Below are 23,252 nucleotides of genomic sequence, written 5' to 3'. Positions count from 1 at the left end.
GGCAGCATCGTGATGCTGGATTGCCAACAACGTCAGCTTTTTTCGGCTTCCGTTGTACAACAGATGTTCCGCTGTCCCCCCCCCCATGCCGGTCTTCAAGAAAGACGGTATGAGATGAAAAATACCGTTCTCGCTCAGTGCCGTGAGCTACTACACTGGGTGGGTAATCCCCCCATAAAAAGAGTGGCTTTTGAATGAGAATTTTCTCAGCGTAAGGATGAGGAGATTCTGATGAAGAGTGATCGCTTTACTGACGCACAGATCATGGGTGTAATCCGCCAGGCTGAGGGCGGTGTCCCGGTTCCTGACCTGTGCCGGGAGCATGGGATCAGCAACGCCACGTTTTACCGGTGGCGCGCGAAATATGGCGGTATGGATGCTTCGATGATCAGTCAGATGAAGGCTCTGGAAGAGGAGAACCGTCGGCTGAAGCGCATGTATGCGGATCTGAGCATGCAGACGGATATCCTGAAGGAAGCCCTTGGAAAAAAATGAAGCGGCCAGCCCAGCGCCGGGAACTGGCCGCACAGGCTGTGGCGCATCATGGGGTCAGCATTGCGCTGGCCTGTCGGATTTTTGGGATATCCGAGACCTGCTTTCGCTATCGTCCGCGACTGGCAGCGGAGAATGACAGGATTGCCGATCTTCTTGTGGGACTGACCCAGGCTCACAGGAGATGGGGATTTGGTCTGTGTTTCCTGTATCCGCGCAATGTGCAGGGACAGCTCTGGAATCATACGCGGGTTTATCGGATCTATCGGGAACTGGAACTCAACCTGCGGATTAAACCCCGCAGGCGTCTGGTTCGCGAAAAGCCTGAAAAGCTGTCGGTTCCGGCCCTTCCCAACACGGTCTGGTCCATGGATTTTATGGCGGACAGGCTGATGGATGGACGTGCTTTTCGGCTCCTGAACATTCTGGATGACTTCAATCGTGAAGGACTGGCGATTGAGGTTGATTTTTCCCTGCCAGCCTGTCGGGTTGTCCGCTGTCTGGAACAGGTTATGGAGTGGCGTGGCAGGCCAGAAGCTATCCGAATGGATAATGGCCCTGAATATGTCAGTCATACGTTGGTTTCATGGGCCGAAAAACAGGGGATTACCCTGATCTATACGCAACCGGGTAATCCGCAGCAGAACGCCTATATTGAACGCTACAACAGAACTGTCCGGCAGGAATGGCTGGAGCAGTATTTGTTTGAAAGCATTCAGGACGTGCAGGAGGTCGCAACACAATGGCTCTGGACATATAACCATGACAGACCCAACATGGGGAACAGCGGGCTAACCCCCGCCCAGAAACTAAAAACAGCTGCCTGAATTCTCATTCAATGCCCGACTAAAAATGGGGGGATTACCCTATGAGCCAACTCATCGACAGACTTCTCTTTTTCAAAAAATATCAAGGTAAGTTTGCGGGTGGCCATGGCGTCAATACAGATGAAAGCCGGGCATGGGAGGATACCTACCGGTCCCGGTGGGAGAGTGAGAAAATTGTCCGGTCAACGCATGGCGTGAACTGCACCGGCAGTTGCAGTTGGAAGATCTATGTTAAAAGTGGTCTGGTCACGTGGGAAACACAACAGACCGATTACCCGCGCACGCGACCAGATATGCCCAACCACGAACCACGTGGCTGCCCGCGTGGCGCAAGCTACTCATGGTATCTGTATAGCAGTAACCGTATTCGCTACCCGCTGGTGCGCAAACGGCTGGTTGAGTTGTGGCGCGAAAAACGTAAGACGCTGGATGCGGTCTCAGCTTGGGCAGCCATCCAAAACGACCCGGTCGCCCGTCAGAGTTATCAGGCACAGCGTGGGCTGGGGGGCTTTGTTCGGGTGTCTTGGGATGAGGCAAACGAACTGATTGCCGCAGCAAATATCCATACCATCAAAACATGGGGGCCTGACAGGCTTGTGGGCTTTTCGCCCATTCCAGCCATGTCTATGCTGAGTTACGCTGCCGGAACACGCTATTTAAGCCTTCTTGGCGGAACATGCCTGTCTTTTTATGACTGGTATTGTGACCTGCCTCCCGCATCCCCTCAGACATTTGGTGACCAGACAGACGTGCCAGAAAGTCTTGACTGGTATAATTCGGGCTATCTGCTGGTCTGGGGCTCCAATGTGTCCATGACCCGCACACCCGATGCTCATTTTTATACAGAAGCACGGTATCGGGGCGCAAAAAGTGTAGTCATTGCTCCGGACTATGTTGAAGTCGCTAAATTTGCAGATTTATGGCTGCACCCTCGCCAAGGAACGGACTCTGCACTGGCATTGGCCATGGTGCATGTCATTCTTCGTGAGTTCTATCTTGAACGTCAGGTCCCTTATTTTCAGGACTATGCAACCCGGTACACAGACCTTCCATTTCTGGTGATCCTGGACCCCAGCGATGCAGGTCAGAAACCCGGCAGGCTGCTCCGCGCGGCTGATCTGGCGGATGACCGGTACCACACCACAGAAGCTGACTGGAAGCCTCTGGTTTGGGACCGGGAACAGGCCTGCCCTGCTATGCCGCGCGGGTCTGCCGGTTTTCGGTGGGAAAACGAGGGGAAATGGAACCTTGAACCATTTGATGCCGTAACAGGTGCGCCCTTAACACCGTCTCTTTCTCTGGGTGAGAGTGGAGAGATGGCCACAGTACTGTTTCCATATTTTGGTGGAGACGGGCGCTTTGGTTTGAATGAGGCCGAGCCAGTTCATGCCCGTAAGGTTCCGGTACGAAGCATAGTCCTGAAAACAGGCGAGCATGTCCAGTGCGCCACTGTTTTTGATTTAATGACCGCACATTATGGGCTTTCTGCGGACGCTACCGCGTGGTCGGATTATGAGAGTAATGTGCCCGGTACGCCCGCTTGGCAGGAGGCCATTACCGGTGTGCCGCGTGAAAGATGTATTGCTGTAGCACGCGGCTTTGCCCGAAATGCGGAAGCTACGCAGGGGCGCTCCATGGTTATTCTGGGGGCAGGCCTCAACCATTGGTACAATATGGACATGACGTACCGTGCTATTCTGAACATGCTCATGCTGTGTGGGTGCATAGGGCAGAACGGCGGCGGCTGGGCGCACTATGTGGGGCAGGAAAAGCTACGCCCATCCGCAGGGTGGGGGCCAGTCGCGTTTGCGGGGGATTGGGGCGGCCCGCCACGCCGAATGAACGGCACAAGCTTCTTCTATGCACATACAGACCAGTGGCGTTATGAGCAGTTAACACCAAGGGAGCAGCTTTCACCTCTGGCCTCGCCTGAAAAATGGCCTCAAACCGTGCTTGATTGTAACATTCAGGCTGAACGACGCGGCTGGCTGCCAAGTGCGCCACAGCTTGCGGTCAATCCGTTACAGCTCGGTCAAAAAGCCGCTCAAAGTGGGCAGGATCCTGCAACATATGTGAAGGACGCTCTTGTATCCGGTTCCATCAAGCTTGCTTGTGAAGACCCCGATGCACCGGAGAACTGGCCGCGTAACATGTTTGTCTGGCGGTCAAACTTGCTAGGTGCCAGCGGCAAAGGACATGAATATTTCATGAAGCACCTGTTGGGCGCGCCTAACAATGTCATGAACGAGGATAGTGACCAGAGGCCGGATTTTGCAAAATGGCATGATAAGGCTCCAGAAGGAAAACTGGACCTTCTGACAACTATTGATTTCCGCATGAGCACAACAGCAATGTTCAGCGATGTCGTTTTGCCAACCGCAACATGGTATGAAAAATCAGACCTGAATACGTCTGACATGCACACGTTTATTCATCCGCTGCAGGCTGCTGTTGACCCGGCATGGGAAGCCCGCACGGACTGGAGCATTTTCCGTGGTTTGGCTGAGACGTTCCAACGGTTGGCAAAAGGCCAGTTGGAGAGTGAAACAGATGTTGTTCTGTCACCCTTGCAAAAAGACACACCAGCCGAGCTGGCGCAGCCTTATGGTGACGAGATCTGGCGGTCAGAGCACCCGATAGCTGGTGTACCGGGCAAGACAATGCCCCAGATTGCTATTGTGCCAAGACGTTATGATGAGGTCTATGATCGCTACATTACGTTAGGTCCGGGTTTGGAAAAGAAGGGGAACGCAGACCACGGGTTACAGTGGGATACAACAGCAGAGATACAGGAACTTAAGCAGACACATCCGTCAGTCTCAGTGAAATATCCCGAGAGGTCTTCTCTTTTTCAGGATACCGATGCGGTTGAGACGGTACTTATGCTGGCACCGGAAACAAATGGTGCAGTTTCAGCCAGAAGCTGGAAGTCTCTTTCAGACAAAACCGGGCGTGACCTTTCTCACCGTCTGGGCGGAAGAGACGGTGACCGGATTACATTTGCAGATATCATTACACAGCCTCGGCAGGTCATAAACTCGCCGGTATGGAGCGGTGTCTCGTCAACGCAGGAAGCCTACACCGCTAACTGGCTGAATGTGCACGAATATGTACCATGGCGTACATTAACAGGTCGGCTTCAGTTTTATCAGGATCATCCTTGGCTCCGTGACTTTGGGGAAACCTTTGCCACATACAAGCCACCTATTGAAACACACTCAACGCCAGAGGCCTTAGGGGCTGCGCATGATAACGGAAACCCGGTTATCCCGCTGAATTTCCTGACCCCTCATCAAAAGTGGGGCATCCATAGCACCTATGCTGAAAACCTGATTATGTTGACACTTGGCCGTGGTGGCCCGGTTGTCTGGATTAGTGAGGATGACGCAACACGGCTCAAGATTGTCGATAATGACTGGGTAGAAGCTTTTAACTGTAACGGGACATTGGTGGCGCGTGCTGTTGTCAGCCAGCGTATTCCGTCTGGTGCAGCGTTTATGTACCATGCGGCCGAGCGCACCGCCAATGTGCCGGGTAGTGAAATTACTGGCAAGCGTGCCGGTATTCATAATTCAGTGACGCGTGTTGTCATGAAACCCACCCATATGGTGGGTGGGTATGCACATCTTTCATGGTCATTCAATTATTACGGGCCGGTTGGGTCTAATCGTGATGAATTTATTTTCTTACGTAAAATGAATGATGTGAACTGGTTTGACACCACCGAAAAAGGGAAGGGATGAAGATGATTTTGAGTAATTTTCCTGCTTCTCCCTGCATTATAGGTAAGTAACCGTGAAGATACGTGCGCAGATAGGTAAGGTTCTTAATCTCGATAAATGCATCGGGTGTCATACATGCAGTGTGACGTGCAAACAGATCTGGACCAACCGTGACGGTGTTGAATACGCATGGTTTAACAATGTCGAAAGTAAACCCGGTGTCGGTTTTCCGCAGCAGTGGGAAAATCAGGAACTGTGGCATGGCGGCTGGCAGTTGGGAAAGGGAGAGTCACTCCGCCCTAAAATTGGTGGAAAATGGCGTATTCTTTCGAAAATTTTTGCAAACCCAAACCTGCCCCAACTTGACGATTATTATGAACCATTTGATTTTGATTACGCTGCATTGCAGAACGAAAAAAGCGAGCAGGTTGTTACGTCTGTCCGGCCGTATTCCCGTATTACCGGGCAGGTCATGGATAAAATTGAACGAGGCCCGAACTGGGAAGAGTCTCTGGGCACAGAATTTAAACATCGTTCCAAAGACTATAATTTCCGTGATGTAGAAAAAGAAATATATGGAAAGTTCGAAAATAGCTTTCTGATGTTTCTCCCGCGACTGTGTGAACACTGCCTTAACCCGACTTGTGTTGCATCATGCCCATCAGGTGCTATTTATAAAAGGGAAGAAGACGGCATTGTTCTGGTTGATCAGGAAAAATGTCGTGGGTGGCGCATGTGTGTCAGCGGTTGTCCTTACAAGAAAATTTATTACAATTGGCACACAGGAAAATCAGAAAAATGTGTGTTCTGCTACCCCCGTATAGAAAGTGGCCAGCCTACCGTCTGCTCTGAAACCTGTGTGGGGCGTATCCGCTATCTTGGCGTCATGCTGTATGATGCCGACAAAATTGAAACCGCTGCGGCTACAACAAACCCTGAAGATGCGTATGAGCAGCAGCTCGACCTTTTTCTGGACCCACACGACCCGGCAGTGGTTGAGCAGGCACGTCGGGACGGCATACCTGACGCATGGATTGACGCGGCCCAACGCTCGCCAGTGTACCGTATGATCAAGGAATGGAAAATCGCCTTTCCGCTCCATCCTGAATACCGCACCCTGCCTATGGTTTGGTACATCCCGCCCTTGTCGCCCATTCAGGAAGCAGCTTCTGCTGGTAGTCTGGAAACCCTGAATGGTATTCCAGATATCAACAGCCTACGTATACCGGTCCAATATCTGGCTAATATGCTCACTGCGGGGGATGAAGCGCCCGTCAAAGCGGCTCTTAACCGGCTGCTGGCGCTCCGGGCCTATATGCGCCGTTTCCAGATTGAGAATGTACGTGACGCCTCTCTCTTGCAGGGGGCAGGGCTGTCAGAGCAGCAAATTCAGGACATGTACCGTCTTCTGGCTATTGCGAATTATGAAGATCGCTTCGTTGTGCCAACCGCGCATAAAGAAGATGCAGAAGACCCTTACCATCAGCGCGGCATCGCGGGTTTTCATTTTAACCAGAGCACAACCTCCGGGAAAAGCCGCTTCAGCCTATGGGGGCAGCAGGGTGTAAGACCGGAAATTCGTCGTCATACGGTGAAAGGGGGATAACAATGTCTCAGTCTCTGTCATTCCTCTGTCAGTTAAGCGCTATTTTTCTTCGGTACCCTGATGAACTTATAAAGCAGGAAAGTGTAGAATTAGGCACGCTGATTTCGCTTTCCAATCTCTCTATAGAACAGAAAAAAGCTTTCGAAGAAATCAGGATTTTTCTTGAAAAAACACCACTTCTGGATGCGCAAAGCCAGTATGTGCAGCTTTTCGATATGTCCCCCTCCTTATCGCTCTACCTTTTCCAGCATGTGCATGGGGATTCCCGTATGCGCGGGCAGGCAATGGTGGATCTGTTAGAGGAATATCGTTCTGCCGGTCTGGATTTGCAGGGGAACGAGTTACCAGACTTTCTTCCCGCCTATCTAGAGTATGCGTCTGTGTGTGACCCTCAGAAAACACAGGAGCTTCTGACAGAAATAGTGGATATTCTTGCAGTTCTGAACAGAAGACTTCAAGAAAGGCGGTCTATATATTCTGGTATTTTCCAAATTTTACAGGAAGAATCCACACGTCTTCCTGACAAAGAAGTTGTGCACGCGCATTTAAGAGACACAGCCGTGATGGATGATCCCGCAACCCTTGATATGCGGTATGAAGAAAAACCTGTCACGTTCGATCATGCCTCCTCACCTGCGGCATGTAGCGCAGCGTGTACTGGCTATTCAGGCAAGGATCATGTGGAGGCAAGAGCATGAACTGGGTCGAGTACTTTCTGTTCCAAATCTATCCGTATCTATGTTTGTCGGTCTTTGTCATCGGGTGTTGGGCGCGGTTCGATAGAAGCCAGTTTTCATGGCGCGCTGAGTCGAGTGAGTTCCTTGAAAGAAAAACCCTGAAGTGGGCCAGTAATAGCTTCCACGTTGGTGTGCTGGGGTTGATGATGGGCCATGCTGCGGGGCTTCTGACCCCGCCCCAACTGACTGAGATGCTGGGCCTGAGTGCTCACGCCCACCAGTTGCTGGCTGTCGGTGCCGGAAGTGTGTTTGCAGTGTTCGCTGCTGTTGGTGGCGCAGGGCTTATTTACCGCCGTGTCTTTAACAAGCGCGTCAAGGCCACCAGCCGCCCAACTGACCTATTCATTCTTCTGTTTGTCTATGCGCAACTCTGGCTCGGAATTCTTGGGTTGCCACACTCCATGATGCATTCAGACGGGCACACAATGGAAATATTAGGGGAATGGTGCCGGGGTGTTCTGACATTCCGGTCAGGCCTGCCAAATCTGCTCACCACTATCCCGTGGGTTTACAAGCTACATCTGGTAACCGGCATGACGCTGTTTCTTCTAACGCCGTTTACCCGGTTGGTGCATGTTATCTCTGCTCCTATCTGGTACGTTTTTCGGCCGGGGTGGCAGATTGTCCGCCAGAACCACCATGTCGCTAATGATGAGACGTGAGCCCTGAACATGATGAGTTCTCCCAATCAAACCGGTCACACAATTTTTGTAAATGACACCGCCATTTCATTGGAGGATGTTCAGGCAGAAATGCCGCACCACAAAACAGCGTCTCTTCAGGCGCAACGGAATGATGCCGCAAGAGCGCTGGTGGTAAAAACACTCCTGCTTGATGAAGCCCGGAAAAAGCTCGACACTAAGAGCGGAGACAGTTTGATCGATGAAGCGCTCATTCAGGCTTTGCTAGAGCGGGAGGTCGAGGTGCCAACACCAACGGATGATGAGCTTGAGCGCTGGAGTGCGTCCAATATTGCCCATATGCAGACTGGTCCCGCCATGCATGTGCGGCATATTTTGGTATATGCAGACAAATCTATGCCGGGTTCAGTGGAAACAGCGCAAAAAAGAGCGCAAGAGTTTCTGGACCACCTGAAAAATAACGCCATAGATTTTGAACAAGTAGCCGCACGTTATTCAGAATGTCCTTCCTCCAGTAGAGGGGGGGATTTAGGCATAATGCAAGAGCAAGATCTTTTGCCAGAGTTCAGGAAAGCCCTACAAACTGTCCAAGAAGGTGAATTCTATGATGGTCTGATAGAAACACGATATGGCGTGCATATTGTGCAGCTTTTAAAAAAGTTTTCCGCTGAGCTAAAGGTCGAAGCGTTAAATAAAGAAGAAAAACAGCGTATTCGGATTTTCCTTGAAGATAGTAGTTGGAAGCAGGGCGTGCAGAACTACATTGCCATGCTTGCCTCTAAAGCGCGAATTAAAGGGTTTGACGTGTTTTCTGGCACAACAGCGCAGGCATCCAGCACCGGTTGGCCGGATGGAGGAAACTGCACAGGGAAAAAACCTTCCTGACTGTATAACAATACTTTCTATCTTACGGCTAAAAAATCTGAGGGCTTTTATGGTTTTGGAAATAATTTTTAAAACATTTGCCGTTCTGGTCTCTACAGGGGTCATGGGGGCATTAGCATATTTTACGCATTACCCATTGCTTTTTCCTAGTTTGGGGCCAACTATTTTTATTCATATTGTTACGCCACAACAGGACGCTTCAAGAGTTTGGAACACACTGGCAGGGCATGCAATCGGGATCATTGCTGCGGTGTTCTCTTTGTGGATATTTGACGCTTTGGCAGCCCCCGCTGCTATGAGTATTGACCACATTACTTGGAACCGTATGGCTGCGAGTGTCCTGGCGATATCCCTGACAGTCTTGGGGCAGGGCCTTTGTAAAGCAAATCATCCTCCCGCAGCAGCAACAACATTATTGCTGAGCTTGGGCGGATTTCATTCAGATATAAAAACTATTAGCGTAATATGTATAGGTGTTATTATTTCGACTACCGTTTCTGAAGTTTTTCAAAAATTTATGGCATATAAAAAATAAGAAAAATTTTTACAGCTTAATAGGATTACTTAATTACAGTCAGGGCACCCGGCACAAAAAAGCGCCGGGTGTTTTTTGTTTAATTCGCAATTTTGTTTGCGATGACAGGCACGAATGTTTTGTCAGGAACAACAACACCTGGAGGGTTCTAAAAACCCCCTGGTTTTGAGGTCTTCTGTATGATTCTATTTCTTCTGCGTTGATTGAGGGAATGGCGATATGAAGCAGTCTGGTTTCTTTGATGTTGAAGAGCGTCTTGCCCGGCTGAGTGGGCTTGGCGATCAGCTCGAAGCGTTTTCCCAGACTGTGGATTTTGAAGCGTTCCGTCCTGATCTGGACAAGGTCCTGGCGTATTCCGATGGAAGCAAGGGCGGACGACCGCCATTTGATCCTGTGCTGATGTTCAAGATCCTGGTGATCCAGACGCTCAACAATTTGTCTGATGAGCGGACGGAATATCTGATCAACGATCGCCTCTCCTTTATGCGTTTCCTTGGGCTGGGACTTTCAGATCGGGTGCCGGATGCCAAAACGGTCTGGCTGTGTCAAAAGCGTCTGACCCAGACGGGTGCGATCGATGGGCTGTTCAACCGCTTTGATGCGACCCTGCGTAACGCCGGGTATTTGCCGATGTCAGGCCAGATCCTGGATGCCACGCTGGTAGCGGCTCCGAAGCAGCGGAACACCAATGCAGAGAAAGCGGATCTGCGAGCAGGCCGTATTCCTGAAGACTGGCAGGACAAACCCGCAAATCTGTCGCACAAGGATCGTCATGCGCGCTGGACACTGAAGTTCACGAAGGCGAAGCGGCAGGATGATGGAACCATGCCATCCAGCGATCTCGCCATCCCGTTCTTTGGCTATAAATCGCATGTTTCCATCGATCGGAAATACCGGTTCATCCGCAAATGGAAAACAATGCATGCCGCTGCCAGTGATGGCGCGCGATTGAGAGAGGGGCTTCTGGATAAAACCAATACGGCCTCAAGTGTCTGGGCCGACACGGCCTATCGCTCAAAAGCCAACGAAGACTTCATGGAAAAGCAGGGCTTTGTCTCCAAGGTTCATCGCAAAAAGCCGCATCTCAAGCCTATGCCCCGGCATATCCAGAAATCAAATGCTGGAAAGTCGGTCATCCGCTCGCGTGTCGAGCATGTCTTTGCCGATCAGAAGTCACAGACGGGGCTGTTTGTCCGGACTGTCGGTATCAGTCGAGCCACCATGAGGATCGGGCTCGCCAATATCGTCTACAATATGCGCCGCCTCCTCTTCCTCGAAAGATTGAACGCGAGCGCATAGCCATCCAGCAAGAGACAACTCCCAATCTGCTCAAAACGCAGACTGGACGCCATCGCAAAAACCGTCAATCAAATCGCCAAAACCCAGAAATTACCGGCCAAGCACATCAATCAAGGGTTCTTCGATCCCTCCACCTGTTCAGGACTGGGGGGCAGAGAACGCGGAAGGGGGAGGGGGCTGATCGTAAAAATCCACCCTCATCGCCACCTTGCCCATGGGTGTTACAAAATGAGGCTGCTGCGGTTCGATCAGGCCGGGGGTGGCGGGTGTCAGCAGAAGTTCAGATGGAGGGGCCAGATAAGTGAGCTTCAACTCCCCCTCAAGCACACGGATCACGCCCCACACACCCGCCTTGGTATTATGGCGTGTGCGCAAAGCAGCAGGTAGCGTGTCCTGATCGAATACGGGCGTGGAGCGATAGGGCAGGGCTTCGGTCATAGGTATCACTTTTCGGGGAACAGCGCCTCAAGGTGCTGTGTTGCGCTGGGGCATGGCCCGTTTGGCGTAAAAAGAGAGTGCAAGCTGCAAGCTTCTGGCAATGTTGGCTGCCTTGTCCTCTAGAACAGCGGCTACATCTGCTGGCATGTGTGTGGAGGTGGTCTCACCCCATAGTGCCAGCCACCGATCAAACAGTTCTGGCGTAATCCGGTCACGGTGCTGCATATGCACGGGCACTGGCTGGCCTTTGTAACGCCCGGTACCCAGCATGACGGAAGACCAGAAAGCCGTGAGCGTTTGCAGGTGCTCAGGCCAGTTGGTCACGGCATCTTCAAAAATGGGGCCAAGCTTGGGGTCCGCGCGCACACGTGTGTAAAAGGCGTCTACAAGTGTTGCCAGCCCGTCCTCGTTTAGTGGCAGCCTGCTCATAATATGAGCCTCCTTAACAGCCTGATGTTGAGTACAGTCTATCTGATGCGACTGGCAGAAAGGTTGCGCCAGCGCAAACCCGGCACGCCCCCAACGCAGTAGAAATATGGTGAGACAGGCAAATATGGCAATCTTCCCAAAGAGGGATGGATGAACGAACTGGCAATTGCTCGGGCACTGCACGTGATCGGGGTCGTGATCTGGATTGGCGGGGTCTCCATGGCGACAACAGCGGCTTTGCCTGCCCTGCGCTGTGGTGTGTTCGGGGCGGACAGGCTTGCGGCTTTTCAGGCTTTTGAGCGCCGTTTTGTGTGGCAGGCGCGCGGTGCTGTGGTTCTGGTCGGGCTGAGCGGGCTTGTTATGGTCATGAAAATGGACCTCTGGGCCCGTTTTGCTGAACCCGGTTTCTGGTGGATGCACGCCATGGTGGGGTTGTGGCTGGTGTTTGCCATTGTTCTGTTTATTGCGGAGGGCGGATTCAACCGGTCGTCGCAACACCTTAATATTGGAGGTGTAGACGATGACAGGGAAACGGAAATCGGAGCGGTCCACAAGGCGCAAATTGTGCTCGCCAGGACGGCCGCCTGTCTGGCAGCGTGAGACCCTTTGTCGGTTCTGGCAGGGTATCGCGGCAGGTCTTTCCAGCGAAGAGGCTGGTATCGAAGCCGGTGTTTCTGCTCCAGTTGGAAGCCGTTGGTTTCGGAGTTCTGGCGGGATGCCACCTACACATTTAACCCCTTCGAGCTCTCACCCACAGGGCCGTAGTCTTTCTTTTTCCGAGCGTGAAGAAATCGCTCTGGAATGCGCACGCAAGACCGGGGTGCGTGCTATTGCCCGCAAGCTGGGACGTTCCGCGATTACGATCCCGGTTATGTCCATATCGATGTGAAACATCTGCCAAAATTACAGACAGCAGATGGGGACCGGCGGAAACGTTTTCTGTATGTCGCCATCGATCGCTGTTCCCGTTCAGTGCACCTGGCTGTTTATGACGCGGAAAATGCGGATAATTCCGTTGATTTCCTCAATGCCGTCAAATCGGCCTTTCCTTTCCGGATCACCCATATCCTGACCGATCGTGGCTCCTGCTTTACAGCGGACGCCTTCGAAAAAGCCTGTCATGACATGGGAATCGACCGACGCCGGACCAAGGCTTACTCCCCTCAGACCAATGGAATGGTGGAACGCTTCAATGGCCGTGTCGCTACAGAAGTACTGCAGGTCTGTGTCTCAAACCATGAAGATCTGGAAATTCTGCTCAGAGGCTTCTGTTTCGCCTACAATCATCGCCCGCAGCGTGTTCTGGGCGGCATCGCTCCCGCCCAATGCATCATCTCATGGCTTGAAAAACATCCCGCGTCACGTAATCAAGACTATATCAAACCGGCTGGTCGTGACATCATGAAACAGGTCGACGAAATCCTTGATTACGCCAATGACGTCTCACAACCTGACAGCTAGTTGCGACAGCGCGCCACTCCTTGAGGCGAGCCCAATGGTTCTCAACGAGATGTTGGCACCGATAGACCCATTTTGGGCAGGCGACCGCTCCATTACGTTGTTTCGCTGGGATGGCGGGTCGTGCTTCCATACCTCATCTCCGTTCACTAAAGGCGTTTGGCGCGTAACCCTTGTCCGCCACGACCCACAGGGGAATGACGGGAAAGCTGTCGAGCATAGCTGGTGACAGAGGCAGTTCATGAGCTTGTTCTGGGGCCAGAGCAAAACCGAAGGCTTTTTCTTGTCTATCAGTGATCACGCATACTTTCGTGCCATACCCGCGGCGAGGGTGGCCAAGTGTTTCACGATGGTCTCGTTCTTCGAAAGAGGTCCCTTTTTTGGGCTCCTGCCGCTTTGCCGTGAGCCCAGATGTTCGTGTTATCCAGAAAAGTCATTCCGAGCGTCACTCCGTGTTGTTCCTGAACCAGTTCGAGCAGACGCTCCCATCCGTCGAGTTTCACCCGGCGGATGAAAAGCTGCGTTGCCCGCCACCACGCACCCAGTTCAGCGCGGATACACCGTCATTTCGTGCCATTCTCATTGGCGCTAGAAAATCGCTGCTATCGTACGCCGCAGGTCATGGGCGGCGTCTTATCTCTTGGGCGAAGCGTCTCAATCAGAGGTTCCCAGATCAACCATGTCTCGTTCGTAAAAGTGCCTGTTCCGTCCCCTTCTTCCATCCTCGTAATATGGGAAGAGTTTCAAGATCTAACAGGTCCTAGCTGTTTTCTATGTTTCATATGAGTGGTGAACAGGATTCCATTGACATCGTATCCGCGCTTGCTGATTCTGTCATCAACGACACTTATGTGATATAGACCATGAGTAAGAAGATGAGTCAGGATGCCTTGTGCGGTTAACTGACCAGGTTCTCCATCGGTGTATGTGAAGTCAAATACTGCCTGTCGATCATGTTCAGACAGATTTGTCTCATAATTTATCAGCCAATTGCCTGTATTACGAACACTTGTGATCAGTTCGGTCGCTGAAGGTAGTTTATCAACTACAGTTTTTGAATAAACGTGTTTCGTTTTCGTTAGATGTGCGCGGAAAATCTCGTCGACAATATTGATATGTGCTAACCAGAACAGGATTGTTTCGACGATTTCCTGATCACCTGACTTTTCTGCATTCATAAGACATGTAATCAGATTTTCATCCATCCACTTTTTGTATTCCATTAATCCTGACATATTAATCCTTTGTTTCATTTCTGATGAGTCGTTCACATTCAAACGGAGTAATCATATCGGCCAGAGTGTAGCGGTCGAGAACGGACATCATCGCCTGCATTGTTTCTGACAGAACCCCTCGGAGTCGACATGAGGGCATAAGAATACACGTGCCCTCTCTTTCACAAGTTTTGTGGCTGAGGCAATCAAGCAAGCTCATGTCTTCTTCCATATAACTTACGACTGCACCGATACGTATCGTTTCGGCTAACCTTCCCAAACGGATACCACCATTGCGACCACGCAGGGTTTCAATAAAACCACCTTTACCCAGACGATGAATCACTTTGACCATGTGAGTTTCAGAAATCCTGTAGGTCTCAGCGATCTCCCGAATGGAAGACAGTCGATCAGTTCGACTACCCAGGAAGATCAGTGCACGGAGCGCATAATCGGTCTGCAAATTAAGTTTCATACCTACAGCATGCATCTACTTGACAGATTTTCCAAGATGTCTGACACAAAAGGTGTATGGACTATGAACCTTAAAGGATCGAATCACAATGTCCGCCCCACTCGACGAAAAAACACGCGCTCTCGTTGTTGCGACAGTTCCAGCTCTCAAAGCGCACGGTCTTGCGATTACGGAAGAAATGTACAAGCGTCTTCTGTCGCACCCCGAAATTCGAGATCTCTTTAATCTCTCCCATCAGCGGGATCTGGAGCAGCCCAAAGCACTGGCGCTGGCTGTTCTCGCGTATGCCGAGCATATCAATGATCTTGGAAAGCTGCGCGGCATGGTCGAGCGCATTGCCGAAAAGCATGTTGGCCTGAACATTTTGCCTGAGCATTATCCTTTCGTTGCAGACGCGTTGATCGGTGCTATCAAGCACGTTCTCGGCGATGCGGCGACTCCGGAAATTATTGATGCATGGGGTAAAGCTTACTGGTTTCTGGCAGATGTCCTGATCGGTCGAGAAAAACAGATCTATGACGAGCACGAACATGCTCCTGGAGGCTGGAAGGGGTGGCGTGAATTCACGGTCCGAGCACGGCACAAAGAAACGCCTTTCATTACTTCGTTTGATCTGGTTCCAGTCGATGGAAAGCCGCTTTTTCATCATAAGGCCGGCCAATATCTGAGCTTCAAACTTGATATTCCGGGTCACGGGTCACAACGACGTAATTACAGTATTTCTTCAGCACCTGGGGCCGACCATTACCGTATTACTGTCAAGCGTCATGATCAGGGGGTAGTCTCAACGTGGCTTCACGACAGTGTGCAGGTCGGTGACATTCTTCAGGCCGCTAATCCAGCGGGTGATTTTTTTCTGGATGAAGCCAGTCATGCCCCGGTCGTTCTTCTGGCGGCAGGCGTTGGTCTCACGCCGCTGATCTCTATGATTGAAGATCTTGTCGCAACACATTCTGGTCGTAAAATACATTATGTTCTGGGAGCCGACACAGTTGATCTGGCAGCGTTTGTGCCTTTTGTGACGTCTCTGGCGACTGCAGGAAAACTGACAGCTGAGTTCTTTTTTGCAAAGGGCAATGTTCCTGCGGGAAACCTTCCAGGACAGCCTGTTGCGCAATCCAATGTTGCTTCATCAGGATGGCTGCATAGAACACTCAGTCATTTGACAGGTAGCAAGAGAACAATACCAGAAGCTGTCTCTTCTGCGGGTATTACGGTTCATTCAGGTCATATTACACAAGATTGGCTGCGCAAAAACCTTGATCACGCAGCGACCTATTACATCTGTGGCCCGGATTCTTTCATGCGCGACATGATTGAAACTTTGCGTAACGAGCAGTTGTCAGGCTCTCAGATCCGCTATGAGATTTTTGGCTCCGCATCTGATCCGGCTCTGGTGATCTGAAACCTGTCAGACGACCTTCTCAGAAAGGAGGAGGTCGTCTGGTCGCTTTTTTTCTGTTTTCTTAAAGTTTTAGCCAGAAAGTCCGTTCAGGATGTCCAAGACGTCATTAGTCAATCGTGCTGACAGGGATCCTGTCAGCACTGTCCTGAAGTGGGTTTTACTTGTTGTCGGGTTTGCTACCGCGATGCTGCTGTTCTGGACAACACTCAGGACATATCAGGGTGTTCCACCTCAGCCTCAGAGATTTGTTTCCCGGTCCGGGGATGTCATCATGACTGCAGATGACATTATCGCTGGTAAAGGCGGGTTCCAGAAAGCAGACCTGATGGATTATGGCAGTCTGTATGGTATGGGCTCGTATTATGGAGAAGATTACACAGCATCCTTACTAAAAAATATTGCGCTTTCAACACGGGAAAATTATGCACACGATGTCGGAGAGAGGACCTTTTCCCATCTGTCTCCGGAAAAGCAGACGGTTGCGACAACCCATATGCGTGAGGATCTTCGTGGCATCGATCTGACACAAGACACGGTTGTGTTACCCGATGCCGTATCCCACGCTTTTGTAAAAATACGTGATGAAACAGCGGCGTCGTTTCTTAGGACAGACCGCTCTTCCGGCTGGAATGCGACACAGGCTCTCACGCCAGCGCTTGCGTTAAAAACAGCCGATTTTCTCATGTATTCAGCTTTGACGACTGTGGCGCATCGCCCTGGTGAGACCTATTCATGGACGCAGAACTGGCCGTATGAACCGTTGGTTGGGAATACACCAACGGGGGCCACATTTATATGGACGTGGGCGAGTTTTGGCTTTGTTTTTCTCGCATTTGGTGTCGTTCTGTTTATCTATGAATACTGGCTTGATGATGCTGATACTAGTTTACGCGAGTGTATTCTGGTTCCTGCACGTCCATTAACATCGAGTCAGAGAAAAATATGGAAATATTTTCTGCTGGTTTCGGCCTTGATACTTATACAAATACTTGTTGGCTCGATCATGGCTCACATGTATTACGACCGGTCTAGCTTTTATGGTTTTGATGTCAATCGTTACATCCCGTTCAGTTTTATGCGTGATGTACATATTCAGGCACCTATAGTCTGGATTGGCCTGTCGTGGATTGGAGCTGCCCTGTTCCTTTCCCCGGTCATCGCCGGAGGCGAAGAAGCACGAGGTCAGGGATGGCTTGTCGATGCTCTATTCTGGGTTACGGCATTTGTTGTGGTTGGCGGTCTCGTCGGAGACTATCTCGGTATTATGGGAGCGATAGATACAAACTGGTTTTGGTTCGGCAATCAGGGGCTCTCTTACATCCAACTTGGTCGGTTCTGGCAGATTGGTTTCTTTGCAGGTTTAATCGTGTGGAGTGCGCTTGTCATGCGCGCTCTCTGGCCAACAGTGCCTGGCTGGATAGATGCTGCTCGTGATTTCTGGACAGGTCGTATCCGGCTTGAACACCTGATCTGGGCCTCAACAGTAAATATTGCCCTGTTGTACGTCTGTGGAATGGTGCCTCTGACAGGAATCGAGAAATCTTTTACACTGGCTGATTTCTGGAGGTGGTGGGTCGTTCATCTGTGGGTTGAGCAATCGTTTGAGTTTTTTGCTGCAACCATGACGGCATGGACTCTTATGGCAACGGGGCTGGTGTCACGAAAGCTGGCCGAGCGCGGAATGTATTTTGAAGTCATTCTCGTCTTTCTTGGTGGGGTGATTGGTACTGGACACCATTTATATTGGGCAGGAGAGCCCAGTATCTGGATCCCATTTGGAACAATGTTTTCGTTTATTGAGGTGCTTCCACTGGTTCTGCTCATCATGGAGGGTATTCATCATTATCGCCTGATCAATGCTCACGGAGATTTCCTGTATCGCGTTGGCTATATGTACATTATTGGCGCTGCTTTCTGGAATTTTGTTGGTGCGGGCGTTTATGGAGGAGGTATCCTGAATGCACCATTGGTCAACTATTATGAACATGGTACATTTTTAACGTTAAATCATGCACATGCATCTTTGTTTGGCGCCTTTGGTGAACTGGCAATTGGTCTGATTTACTTCTGTCTGCGCTATATCCATGCCGGTGAGAAAACGTTTTCTGAGCGACCAGGGATCTGGGCATTCTGGCTATACAATGCAGGCCTCATTCTCTGGACTGTTCTGAATTTCTTCCCCGTTGGCTGGTCGCAGCTCCTGGCTGTTTACGAGCATGGTTACGCTTATGCACGGAGTGCTGCATTCTATGATACGACATTGTTCTGGCAATGGATGCGCCTGCCTGGTGATGTTGTCTTTGCAGGTGGTGCTTTGGTCATGAGTGGTGATTTTATCATCAAATTGTATCCGCTTTACCCGCTATGGACACAAAGACTTTTTAGGAGTGTGTCTCTGGACACCAAAAAGGATTAGTCTGTCATGAAATCTCGACACGACGTTCGGATAAAACGAGTTTACGATCTGCCTTCGGAAATAGATGGCGTTCGTGTTCTTGTGGATCGATTGTGGCCTCGAGGGTTGCACAAATCAGATGTTAAAATGGATTATTGGTTAAAGAATGCTGCCCCAAGCTCCGATCTTCGACACTGGTTTGCTCATGACCCGGCTCACTGGGATGAATTCAAACTGAGGTATCGTCATGAGCTTTCTGAAGGAAATTCCGACATCAAAAAACTTGAGAACCTTATGAAAAAAGGGAGGATCACTCTTCTTTATGCTGCGCATGATCCGCTTCATAATCACGCTCTTGTTCTCCAGAAATTTCTGGATGAGCAGGACATATAGGTATTGACGCTAACGTATAAAAAGTATTCATCCGTTATCACGTTTTTAGGAATTATGTTCCATGCCGAATTTAAGTTTTGCTGAAACAGATCAAAAGAATTCTCCCATTATTTGTGACGATGCGATTGTCCGGGTCCATCGCTCAGGCATCATCGAGTTGTGGGATGACAACGCAGTTCAGATGTTTGGTTTTGCGGCGGAGGAAGCTATTGGGAAGTCACTTGATCTGATTATACCGGAAAAATTACGTGAACGGCACTGGAAAGGTTGGTCTTATGTCGTGGAGCAGGGAATAACAGGTTTTAATTCAGATCGTACACTCACCGTGCCGGCTTTAAGACGGAATGGTTCGCAGATTGTTGTTGTATTCAATATGGATATCATAAGAAACCATAGTGGAAATATCGATGCGATAAAGGTTGTTTTTCGTGATATCAGGAAGCAGCCATGAAACCGTATCGTATTACGTCGGAGTTCAATGCGATAACTCTTCCCGCAGGTCTGCGTCAGCGTCATGCCACGAAGGCTGGCGTATGGGCAGTTATCCGTATTCTGGAAAGAACTGCGACGCTCGTGTACGTTGACACTTGAGAAGTCAGGCATCTGACACCTTGTGAACTAGGCCTTATCAAACCGGAGCAGACGCATTACCTAAAATTATCTGGTTTGGTCCGGCTAAAACTGGAGTTTTACGATTCTGATCCAGTTCATTCTTTGTGAAGTATATGAACACTTACATCTGTAGCTGTAGGGCCGACCCTTTGTGAAATGCTATATGCCCAGTTTTCTGACTGACAATCTCGTATTGAGGTTCCTGGCCTGACGCATGATGATGATACCCATTGACGAGAAATGGTGATGTGTGAATTTTCGTAATTTTACCTGTGACATAACCGGCTTCAGAGTTCCATGAAACAATGTCGCCAATTCTGAAGGTTTGTGAAGACATGGTAATTTTCCTTATGCAACCGAAGACACTGTAAAATGACCAAGGTTAAATGTAAGACGATTTATACGATTGGTCACTCTACGCATTCCCTTGACGAATTTATAACACTTATTTGTCATTATCATATTACATTCGTGGCGGATGTTCGTGCGTTTCCGTATTCCAGGCGTAATCGGGATTACAATGGTAATGTCCTGTCTGAAGCGCTTGGGAAAGTAAACGTTATTTATCGTCATTTTCCGGAGTTAGGCGGGAGACGTCCGCGGTCCAGAACCGTTGCACCTACGATTAATGCATTCTGGCGTGTGCAAAGTTTTCATAATTATGCCGACTATGCTTTAAGCGATGAATTTCAGAAAGGTCTAGCAACTTTAATCGAAGCGAGCCGATATGAAACGGTTGTTTTAATGTGCGCAGAGGTTCTTTGGTGGCGGTGTCATCGGCGCATTATTTCAGATTATCTTCTTTCTAAAGGTTTGACGGTGATCCATATCCTGTCGTTGACGAACACGCAGGAAGGCGTTCTTACGCCTGGTGCTGTTGTCGAACCAACAGGTTGTTTAACGTATCCTCTTCCAGAGTCCGTATGTGTCCAAAATGATGAGAAGTCATAATAAAAATCAGAATATTCCATCGGAACCTGAAGAAATGTTCAGCGCTCTGAGACTCTTTGATGGTGTTTCAAAGCGTGAAAAACGCGTTCTTTTGTCATCTGTGAAAAAAACGATGTTTGCCCCCGGTGTAATTTTGTTTAAAAAAAACGATAAACCAAAAAATTTGTGGATTGTGTTTGATGGCATCATACACTTAAGGAGTCCGCATCCAGAAAAGAAAGAAAATATCACTGTTATGAGTATGATAACCGGTGACTTTCTTCTTCCTGCAGCGGTCGTAACACGACAACCTTATCTTCTGGAAGCTTATTGTGCCTCAGCAGCGACGATGCTTCAGATTGATGCAAATATTATAGACGTATTGTGTTCTCTTCATTCATCGTTCGCGCGTATTATGCTGGAATATGTTGCAAAACAATTTAGGAATAACATCAATCAGACGAGTTGTTATTATCATTGTAGTGGTTCACAGCGTTTGGTCTGTTATCTCGTGAAACTTTCCATTATACAGGACAATCGAAAAAAAGTCGTACTTCCGCATAGCAAATCTTTGGTGGCAGCCGAGCTTCGCATGACACCTGAAAATTTATCCCGTATTATAACACGGTTTCGTGGTGAAATTTTAGAAGTAAACGGTTCGGAAATAGTGATTTTAAATTATGCTCAGTTAATTAGTCTTTGCGGGCACATTAGGGCTTAATGATGGAAAGAAAAAATATAGAATAAAAATATATTATTTTAAGTCGCATTTATTTTTATCAATGATAGCTAATAATTGTTCAATGTCACCGGGCTCGACATCAAGCGTATCGGGCATTGATTGCAACGCATTGTAAATATCTTCCCGTGTAAAGTAATTTTGAATTACTGTGGAAGCTTCGACGTCCTGAGGACGATGTGGATACGTATGACCGGTAATCCGATGATAAGCAATAGCGGCGATGGTCAAAGCGACAGCATTCAGGCCGACTGGCACAAAAGGAAATAAGAAACCAGTCGTGAGATCATGATTGCCAGGATGGAGGAGCGTTGCTGTGAGTGCCGATGCGCCACCCGGAGGATGAAGTGATTTTGAGGCGTTCATTGCAGCGATTGCGAGCCCTACTGAAAGAGCACAGGCGATGAGAAGTGGTACATCGGGAATAAGTGAAACTATGACGCCAATCGTTGCTGAAAGAACATTTCCTAAAATCACAGCTCGAGGTGTTGCTAAAGGACTGGCTGGAACACCGAATGCAAGGACGGCCGATGCACCCATAGGTGCAACAATGGCGGCACTTTCAATTGGCATTAAGATAAACCCAGCAGAATAAGATGCTATTATACCGACAAACCCGCCAATAGAAGCACGTAATGAAATAAAACGGCTCATATTGTGTCCACTACTTTGCTTAAATCAAGATAACGTGCAGAATACTCTGGTGTTCAAAAAATGTAAATACAATACATCTTTTGATTGCGGGATTTCATCGATTCATATGATCGACGCGGAAATCTCACGGAAGGGTTGTACATCGGGTCAGATTATGAAAAAGTCTGTTTTGTATAAAAGATATTTTCATAAGCAATAAACGAACCCGATGCAGACAGAGTGTAGCGCAGGCGCGTATGACTTTCCAGCCTCCTGTGGACGGCGTGTAGTAGCCCATTTTGATGGAGGTCGCATGGTAATCCCCCCATAAAAAGAGTGACTTTTGAATGAGAATTTTCTCAGCGTAAGAATTGAGGAGATTCTGATGAAGAGTGATCGCTTTACTGACGCCCAGATCATGGGTGTGATCCGCCAGGCTGAGGGCGGTGTCCCGGTTCCTGACCTGTGCCGGGAGCATGGGATTAGCAACGCCACGTTTTACCGGTGGCGCGCGAAATATGGCGGCATGGATGCTTCGATGATCAGTCAGATGAAGGCTTTGGAAGAGGAGAACCGTCGGCTGAAGCGCATGTATGCGGATTTGAGCATGCAGACGGATATCCTGAAGGAAGCCCTTGGAAAAAAATGAAGCGGCCAGCCCAGCGCCGGGAACTGGCCGCACAGGCTGTGGCGCATCATGGGGTCAGCATTGCGCTGGCCTGTCGGATTTTTGGGATATCCGAGACCTGCTTTCGCTATCGTCCGCGACTGGCAGCGGAGAACGACAGGATTGCCGCTCTTCTGGTGGGACTGACCCAGGCTCACAGGAGATGGGGATTTGGTCTGTGTTTCCTGTATCTGCGCAATGTGCAGGGACAGCTCTGGAATCATAAGCGGGTTTATCGGATCTATCGGGAACTGGAACTCAACCTGCGGATTAAACCCCGCAGGCGTCTGGTTCGCGAAAAGCCTGAAAAGCTGTCGGTTCCGGCCCTTCCCAACAGGGTCTGGTCCATGGATTTTATGGCGGACAGGCTGATGGATGGACGTGCTTTTCGGCTCCTGAACATTCTGGATGACTTCAATCGTGAAGGACTGGCGATCGAGGTTGATTTTTCCCTGCCGGCCTGTCGGGTTGTCCGCTGCCTGGAACAGGTTATGGAGTGGCGCGGCAGGCCTGAGGCTATCCGAATGGATAATGGCCCTGAATATGTCAGTCATACGTTGGTTTCATGGGCCGGAAAACAGGGGATTACCCTGATCTATACGCAACCGGGCAATCCGCAGCAGAACGCCTATATCGAACGCTACAACAGAACTGTCCGGCAGGAATGGCTGGAGCAGTATTTGTTTGAAAGCATTCAGGACGTGCAGGAGGTCGCAACAC

24 protein-coding genes and 2 pseudogenes are annotated in these 23,252 nt (G+C 49.7%); 20 read left to right on the top strand and 6 right to left on the bottom strand.

What is annotated here, in order from left to right:
- The 9 genes from AABE20_RS05470 to AABE20_RS05430 form a co-directional block, all read left to right on the top strand.
- On the top strand, positions 1–198 hold a 198-nt coding region (locus AABE20_RS05470), incomplete at its 5' end, for a hypothetical protein (RefSeq protein WP_338332173.1).
- Between the two features lie 33 nt (positions 199–231).
- A protein-coding gene (locus AABE20_RS05465) for an IS3 family transposase (protein WP_338332172.1) occupies positions 232–1,319 on the top strand; the annotation gives its coding sequence in 2 pieces (ribosomal slippage) (positions 232–493 and positions 493–1,319; 1,089 coding nt in all).
- A 41-nt stretch (positions 1,320–1,360) separates the two neighbouring features.
- The gene (locus AABE20_RS05460; protein WP_338332171.1) at positions 1,361–5,062 is read left to right on the top strand and encodes a nitrate reductase subunit alpha; all 3,702 of its coding nucleotides are present in this window, start codon (positions 1,361–1,363) and stop codon (positions 5,060–5,062) included.
- Positions 5,063–5,114: 52 nt separating this feature from the next.
- Positions 5,115–6,647: a nitrate reductase subunit beta gene (narH, locus tag AABE20_RS05455; protein ID WP_338332170.1), complete on the top strand. Its 1,533-nt coding sequence runs from the start codon at positions 5,115–5,117 to the stop codon at positions 6,645–6,647.
- A 2-nt stretch (positions 6,648–6,649) separates the two neighbouring features.
- Positions 6,650–7,345, top strand: coding sequence for a nitrate reductase molybdenum cofactor assembly chaperone (gene narJ / locus AABE20_RS05450; protein ID WP_007396165.1), 696 nt, complete (start codon positions 6,650–6,652; stop codon positions 7,343–7,345).
- Positions 7,342–8,046 (top strand): respiratory nitrate reductase subunit gamma, encoded by a 705-nt coding sequence (gene narI / locus AABE20_RS05445; RefSeq protein ID WP_035366587.1) that lies wholly within the window; start codon positions 7,342–7,344, stop codon positions 8,044–8,046. The genes narJ and narI overlap by 4 nt, the downstream gene beginning before the upstream one ends.
- Before the next feature lie 9 nt (positions 8,047–8,055).
- Positions 8,056–8,910 carry a peptidylprolyl isomerase gene (locus tag AABE20_RS05440; protein ID WP_338332169.1) on the top strand — a complete coding sequence of 285 codons (855 nt, stop codon included), beginning with the start codon at positions 8,056–8,058 and terminating at the stop codon, positions 8,908–8,910.
- Complete coding sequence (locus AABE20_RS05435) at positions 8,876–9,445, top strand: HPP family protein (RefSeq protein WP_082246794.1); 570 nt, start codon at positions 8,876–8,878, stop codon at positions 9,443–9,445. Before AABE20_RS05440 ends, AABE20_RS05435 begins: the two co-directional genes overlap by 35 nt.
- 219 nt (positions 9,446–9,664) lie before the next feature.
- The gene (locus tag AABE20_RS05430) at positions 9,665–10,744 is read left to right on the top strand and encodes an IS5 family transposase (RefSeq protein ID WP_338332168.1); all 1,080 of its coding nucleotides are present in this window, start codon (positions 9,665–9,667) and stop codon (positions 10,742–10,744) included.
- Positions 10,745–10,882: 138 nt separating this feature from the next.
- Here the strand turns inward: AABE20_RS05430 and AABE20_RS05425 are convergent, their stop codons facing one another.
- Positions 10,883–11,182, bottom strand: a complete 300-nt coding sequence (locus AABE20_RS05425; RefSeq protein ID WP_012813195.1) for a TehB family protein — start codon at positions 11,180–11,182, stop codon at positions 10,883–10,885.
- 27 nt (positions 11,183–11,209) lie between these two features.
- The gene (locus tag AABE20_RS05420) at positions 11,210–11,611 is read right to left on the bottom strand and encodes a group III truncated hemoglobin (protein ID WP_338332167.1); all 402 of its coding nucleotides are present in this window, start codon (positions 11,609–11,611) and stop codon (positions 11,210–11,212) included.
- Between the two features lie 150 nt (positions 11,612–11,761).
- Here AABE20_RS05420 and AABE20_RS05415 point away from each other — a divergent pair, with 150 nt between their 5' ends.
- From AABE20_RS05415 to AABE20_RS05405, 3 genes and pseudogenes are all read left to right on the top strand, one after another.
- Positions 11,762–12,211, top strand: coding sequence for a hypothetical protein (locus AABE20_RS05415; RefSeq protein ID WP_253544400.1), 450 nt, complete (start codon positions 11,762–11,764; stop codon positions 12,209–12,211).
- Positions 12,132–12,476, top strand: a pseudogene (locus AABE20_RS14380) (helix-turn-helix domain-containing protein); the annotation flags it as partial. The gene AABE20_RS05415 and the pseudogene AABE20_RS14380, both read left to right, overlap by 80 nt.
- A pseudogene (locus AABE20_RS05405) lies at positions 12,455–13,072 on the top strand (DDE-type integrase/transposase/recombinase); the annotation flags it as partial. The pseudogenes AABE20_RS14380 and AABE20_RS05405, both read left to right, overlap by 22 nt.
- 740 nt (positions 13,073–13,812) lie before the next feature.
- Here the strand turns inward: AABE20_RS05405 and AABE20_RS05400 are convergent.
- Both AABE20_RS05400 and AABE20_RS05395 read right to left on the bottom strand, forming a co-directional pair.
- Positions 13,813–14,304, bottom strand: a complete 492-nt coding sequence (locus AABE20_RS05400; protein WP_338332166.1) for a DinB family protein — start codon at positions 14,302–14,304, stop codon at positions 13,813–13,815.
- A 1-nt stretch (position 14,305) separates the two neighbouring features.
- Positions 14,306–14,758 carry an Rrf2 family transcriptional regulator gene (locus AABE20_RS05395; protein ID WP_026019419.1) on the bottom strand — a complete coding sequence of 151 codons (453 nt, stop codon included), beginning with the start codon at positions 14,756–14,758 and terminating at the stop codon, positions 14,306–14,308.
- 88 nt (positions 14,759–14,846) lie between these two features.
- On the opposite strand from AABE20_RS05395, the gene AABE20_RS05390 reads away from it, so the two are divergent.
- The 5 genes from AABE20_RS05390 (at position 14,847) to AABE20_RS05370 (ending at position 19,542) form a co-directional block, all read left to right on the top strand.
- Positions 14,847–16,163, top strand: a complete 1,317-nt coding sequence (locus tag AABE20_RS05390; RefSeq protein ID WP_003631267.1) for a globin domain-containing protein — start codon at positions 14,847–14,849, stop codon at positions 16,161–16,163.
- A 91-nt stretch (positions 16,164–16,254) separates the two neighbouring features.
- On the top strand, positions 16,255–18,579 hold the full coding sequence (locus tag AABE20_RS05385; RefSeq protein WP_253632064.1) for a nitric-oxide reductase large subunit: 2,325 nt from the start codon (positions 16,255–16,257) through the stop codon (positions 18,577–18,579).
- A 6-nt stretch (positions 18,580–18,585) separates the two neighbouring features.
- Positions 18,586–18,951, top strand: a complete 366-nt coding sequence (locus tag AABE20_RS05380) for a DUF488 domain-containing protein (protein WP_035366757.1) — start codon at positions 18,586–18,588, stop codon at positions 18,949–18,951.
- 61 nt (positions 18,952–19,012) lie between these two features.
- Positions 19,013–19,402 carry a PAS domain-containing protein gene (locus AABE20_RS05375; protein WP_165993430.1) on the top strand — a complete coding sequence of 130 codons (390 nt, stop codon included), beginning with the start codon at positions 19,013–19,015 and terminating at the stop codon, positions 19,400–19,402.
- Positions 19,399–19,542: a TehB-like domain-containing protein gene (locus AABE20_RS05370; RefSeq protein ID WP_242012707.1), complete on the top strand. Its 144-nt coding sequence runs from the start codon at positions 19,399–19,401 to the stop codon at positions 19,540–19,542. Before AABE20_RS05375 ends, AABE20_RS05370 begins: the two co-directional genes overlap by 4 nt.
- Positions 19,543–19,684: 142 nt before the next feature.
- Here AABE20_RS05370 and AABE20_RS05365 read toward each other — a convergent pair whose 3' ends face one another.
- Complete coding sequence (locus tag AABE20_RS05365) at positions 19,685–19,900, bottom strand: hypervirulence associated TUDOR domain-containing protein (protein ID WP_010512346.1); 216 nt, start codon at positions 19,898–19,900, stop codon at positions 19,685–19,687.
- A gap of 35 nt (positions 19,901–19,935) precedes the next feature.
- Here AABE20_RS05365 and AABE20_RS05360 point away from each other — a divergent pair, with 35 nt between their 5' ends.
- Together AABE20_RS05360 and AABE20_RS05355 are read left to right on the top strand one after the other, a co-directional pair.
- Positions 19,936–20,514: a DUF488 domain-containing protein gene (locus AABE20_RS05360; protein ID WP_006115867.1), complete on the top strand. Its 579-nt coding sequence runs from the start codon at positions 19,936–19,938 to the stop codon at positions 20,512–20,514.
- Positions 20,498–21,214, top strand: coding sequence for a Crp/Fnr family transcriptional regulator (locus AABE20_RS05355; RefSeq protein ID WP_242012709.1), 717 nt, complete (start codon positions 20,498–20,500; stop codon positions 21,212–21,214). Before AABE20_RS05360 ends, AABE20_RS05355 begins: the two co-directional genes overlap by 17 nt.
- Positions 21,215–21,247: 33 nt before the next feature.
- Here AABE20_RS05355 and AABE20_RS05350 read toward each other — a convergent pair whose 3' ends face one another.
- A complete protein-coding gene (locus AABE20_RS05350) occupies positions 21,248–21,886 on the bottom strand; it encodes an HPP family protein (protein WP_006115571.1) in 639 nt (212 codons plus the stop codon).
- 364 nt (positions 21,887–22,250) lie between these two features.
- On the opposite strand from AABE20_RS05350, the gene AABE20_RS05345 reads away from it, so the two are divergent.
- A protein-coding gene (locus AABE20_RS05345) for an IS3 family transposase (protein WP_338332165.1) occupies positions 22,251–23,252 on the top strand; the annotation gives its coding sequence in 2 pieces (ribosomal slippage) (positions 22,251–22,512 and positions 22,512–23,252; 1,003 coding nt annotated over the 2 pieces). This gene is flagged as partial in the annotation.

It is taken from the genome of Acetobacter zythi (assembly GCF_963921165.1).
Lineage (GTDB): Bacteria > Pseudomonadota > Alphaproteobacteria > Acetobacterales > Acetobacteraceae > Acetobacter.
Note: the sequence above shows the minus strand (reverse complement) of the source record. Positions and strands in the feature narration are given on the sequence as shown.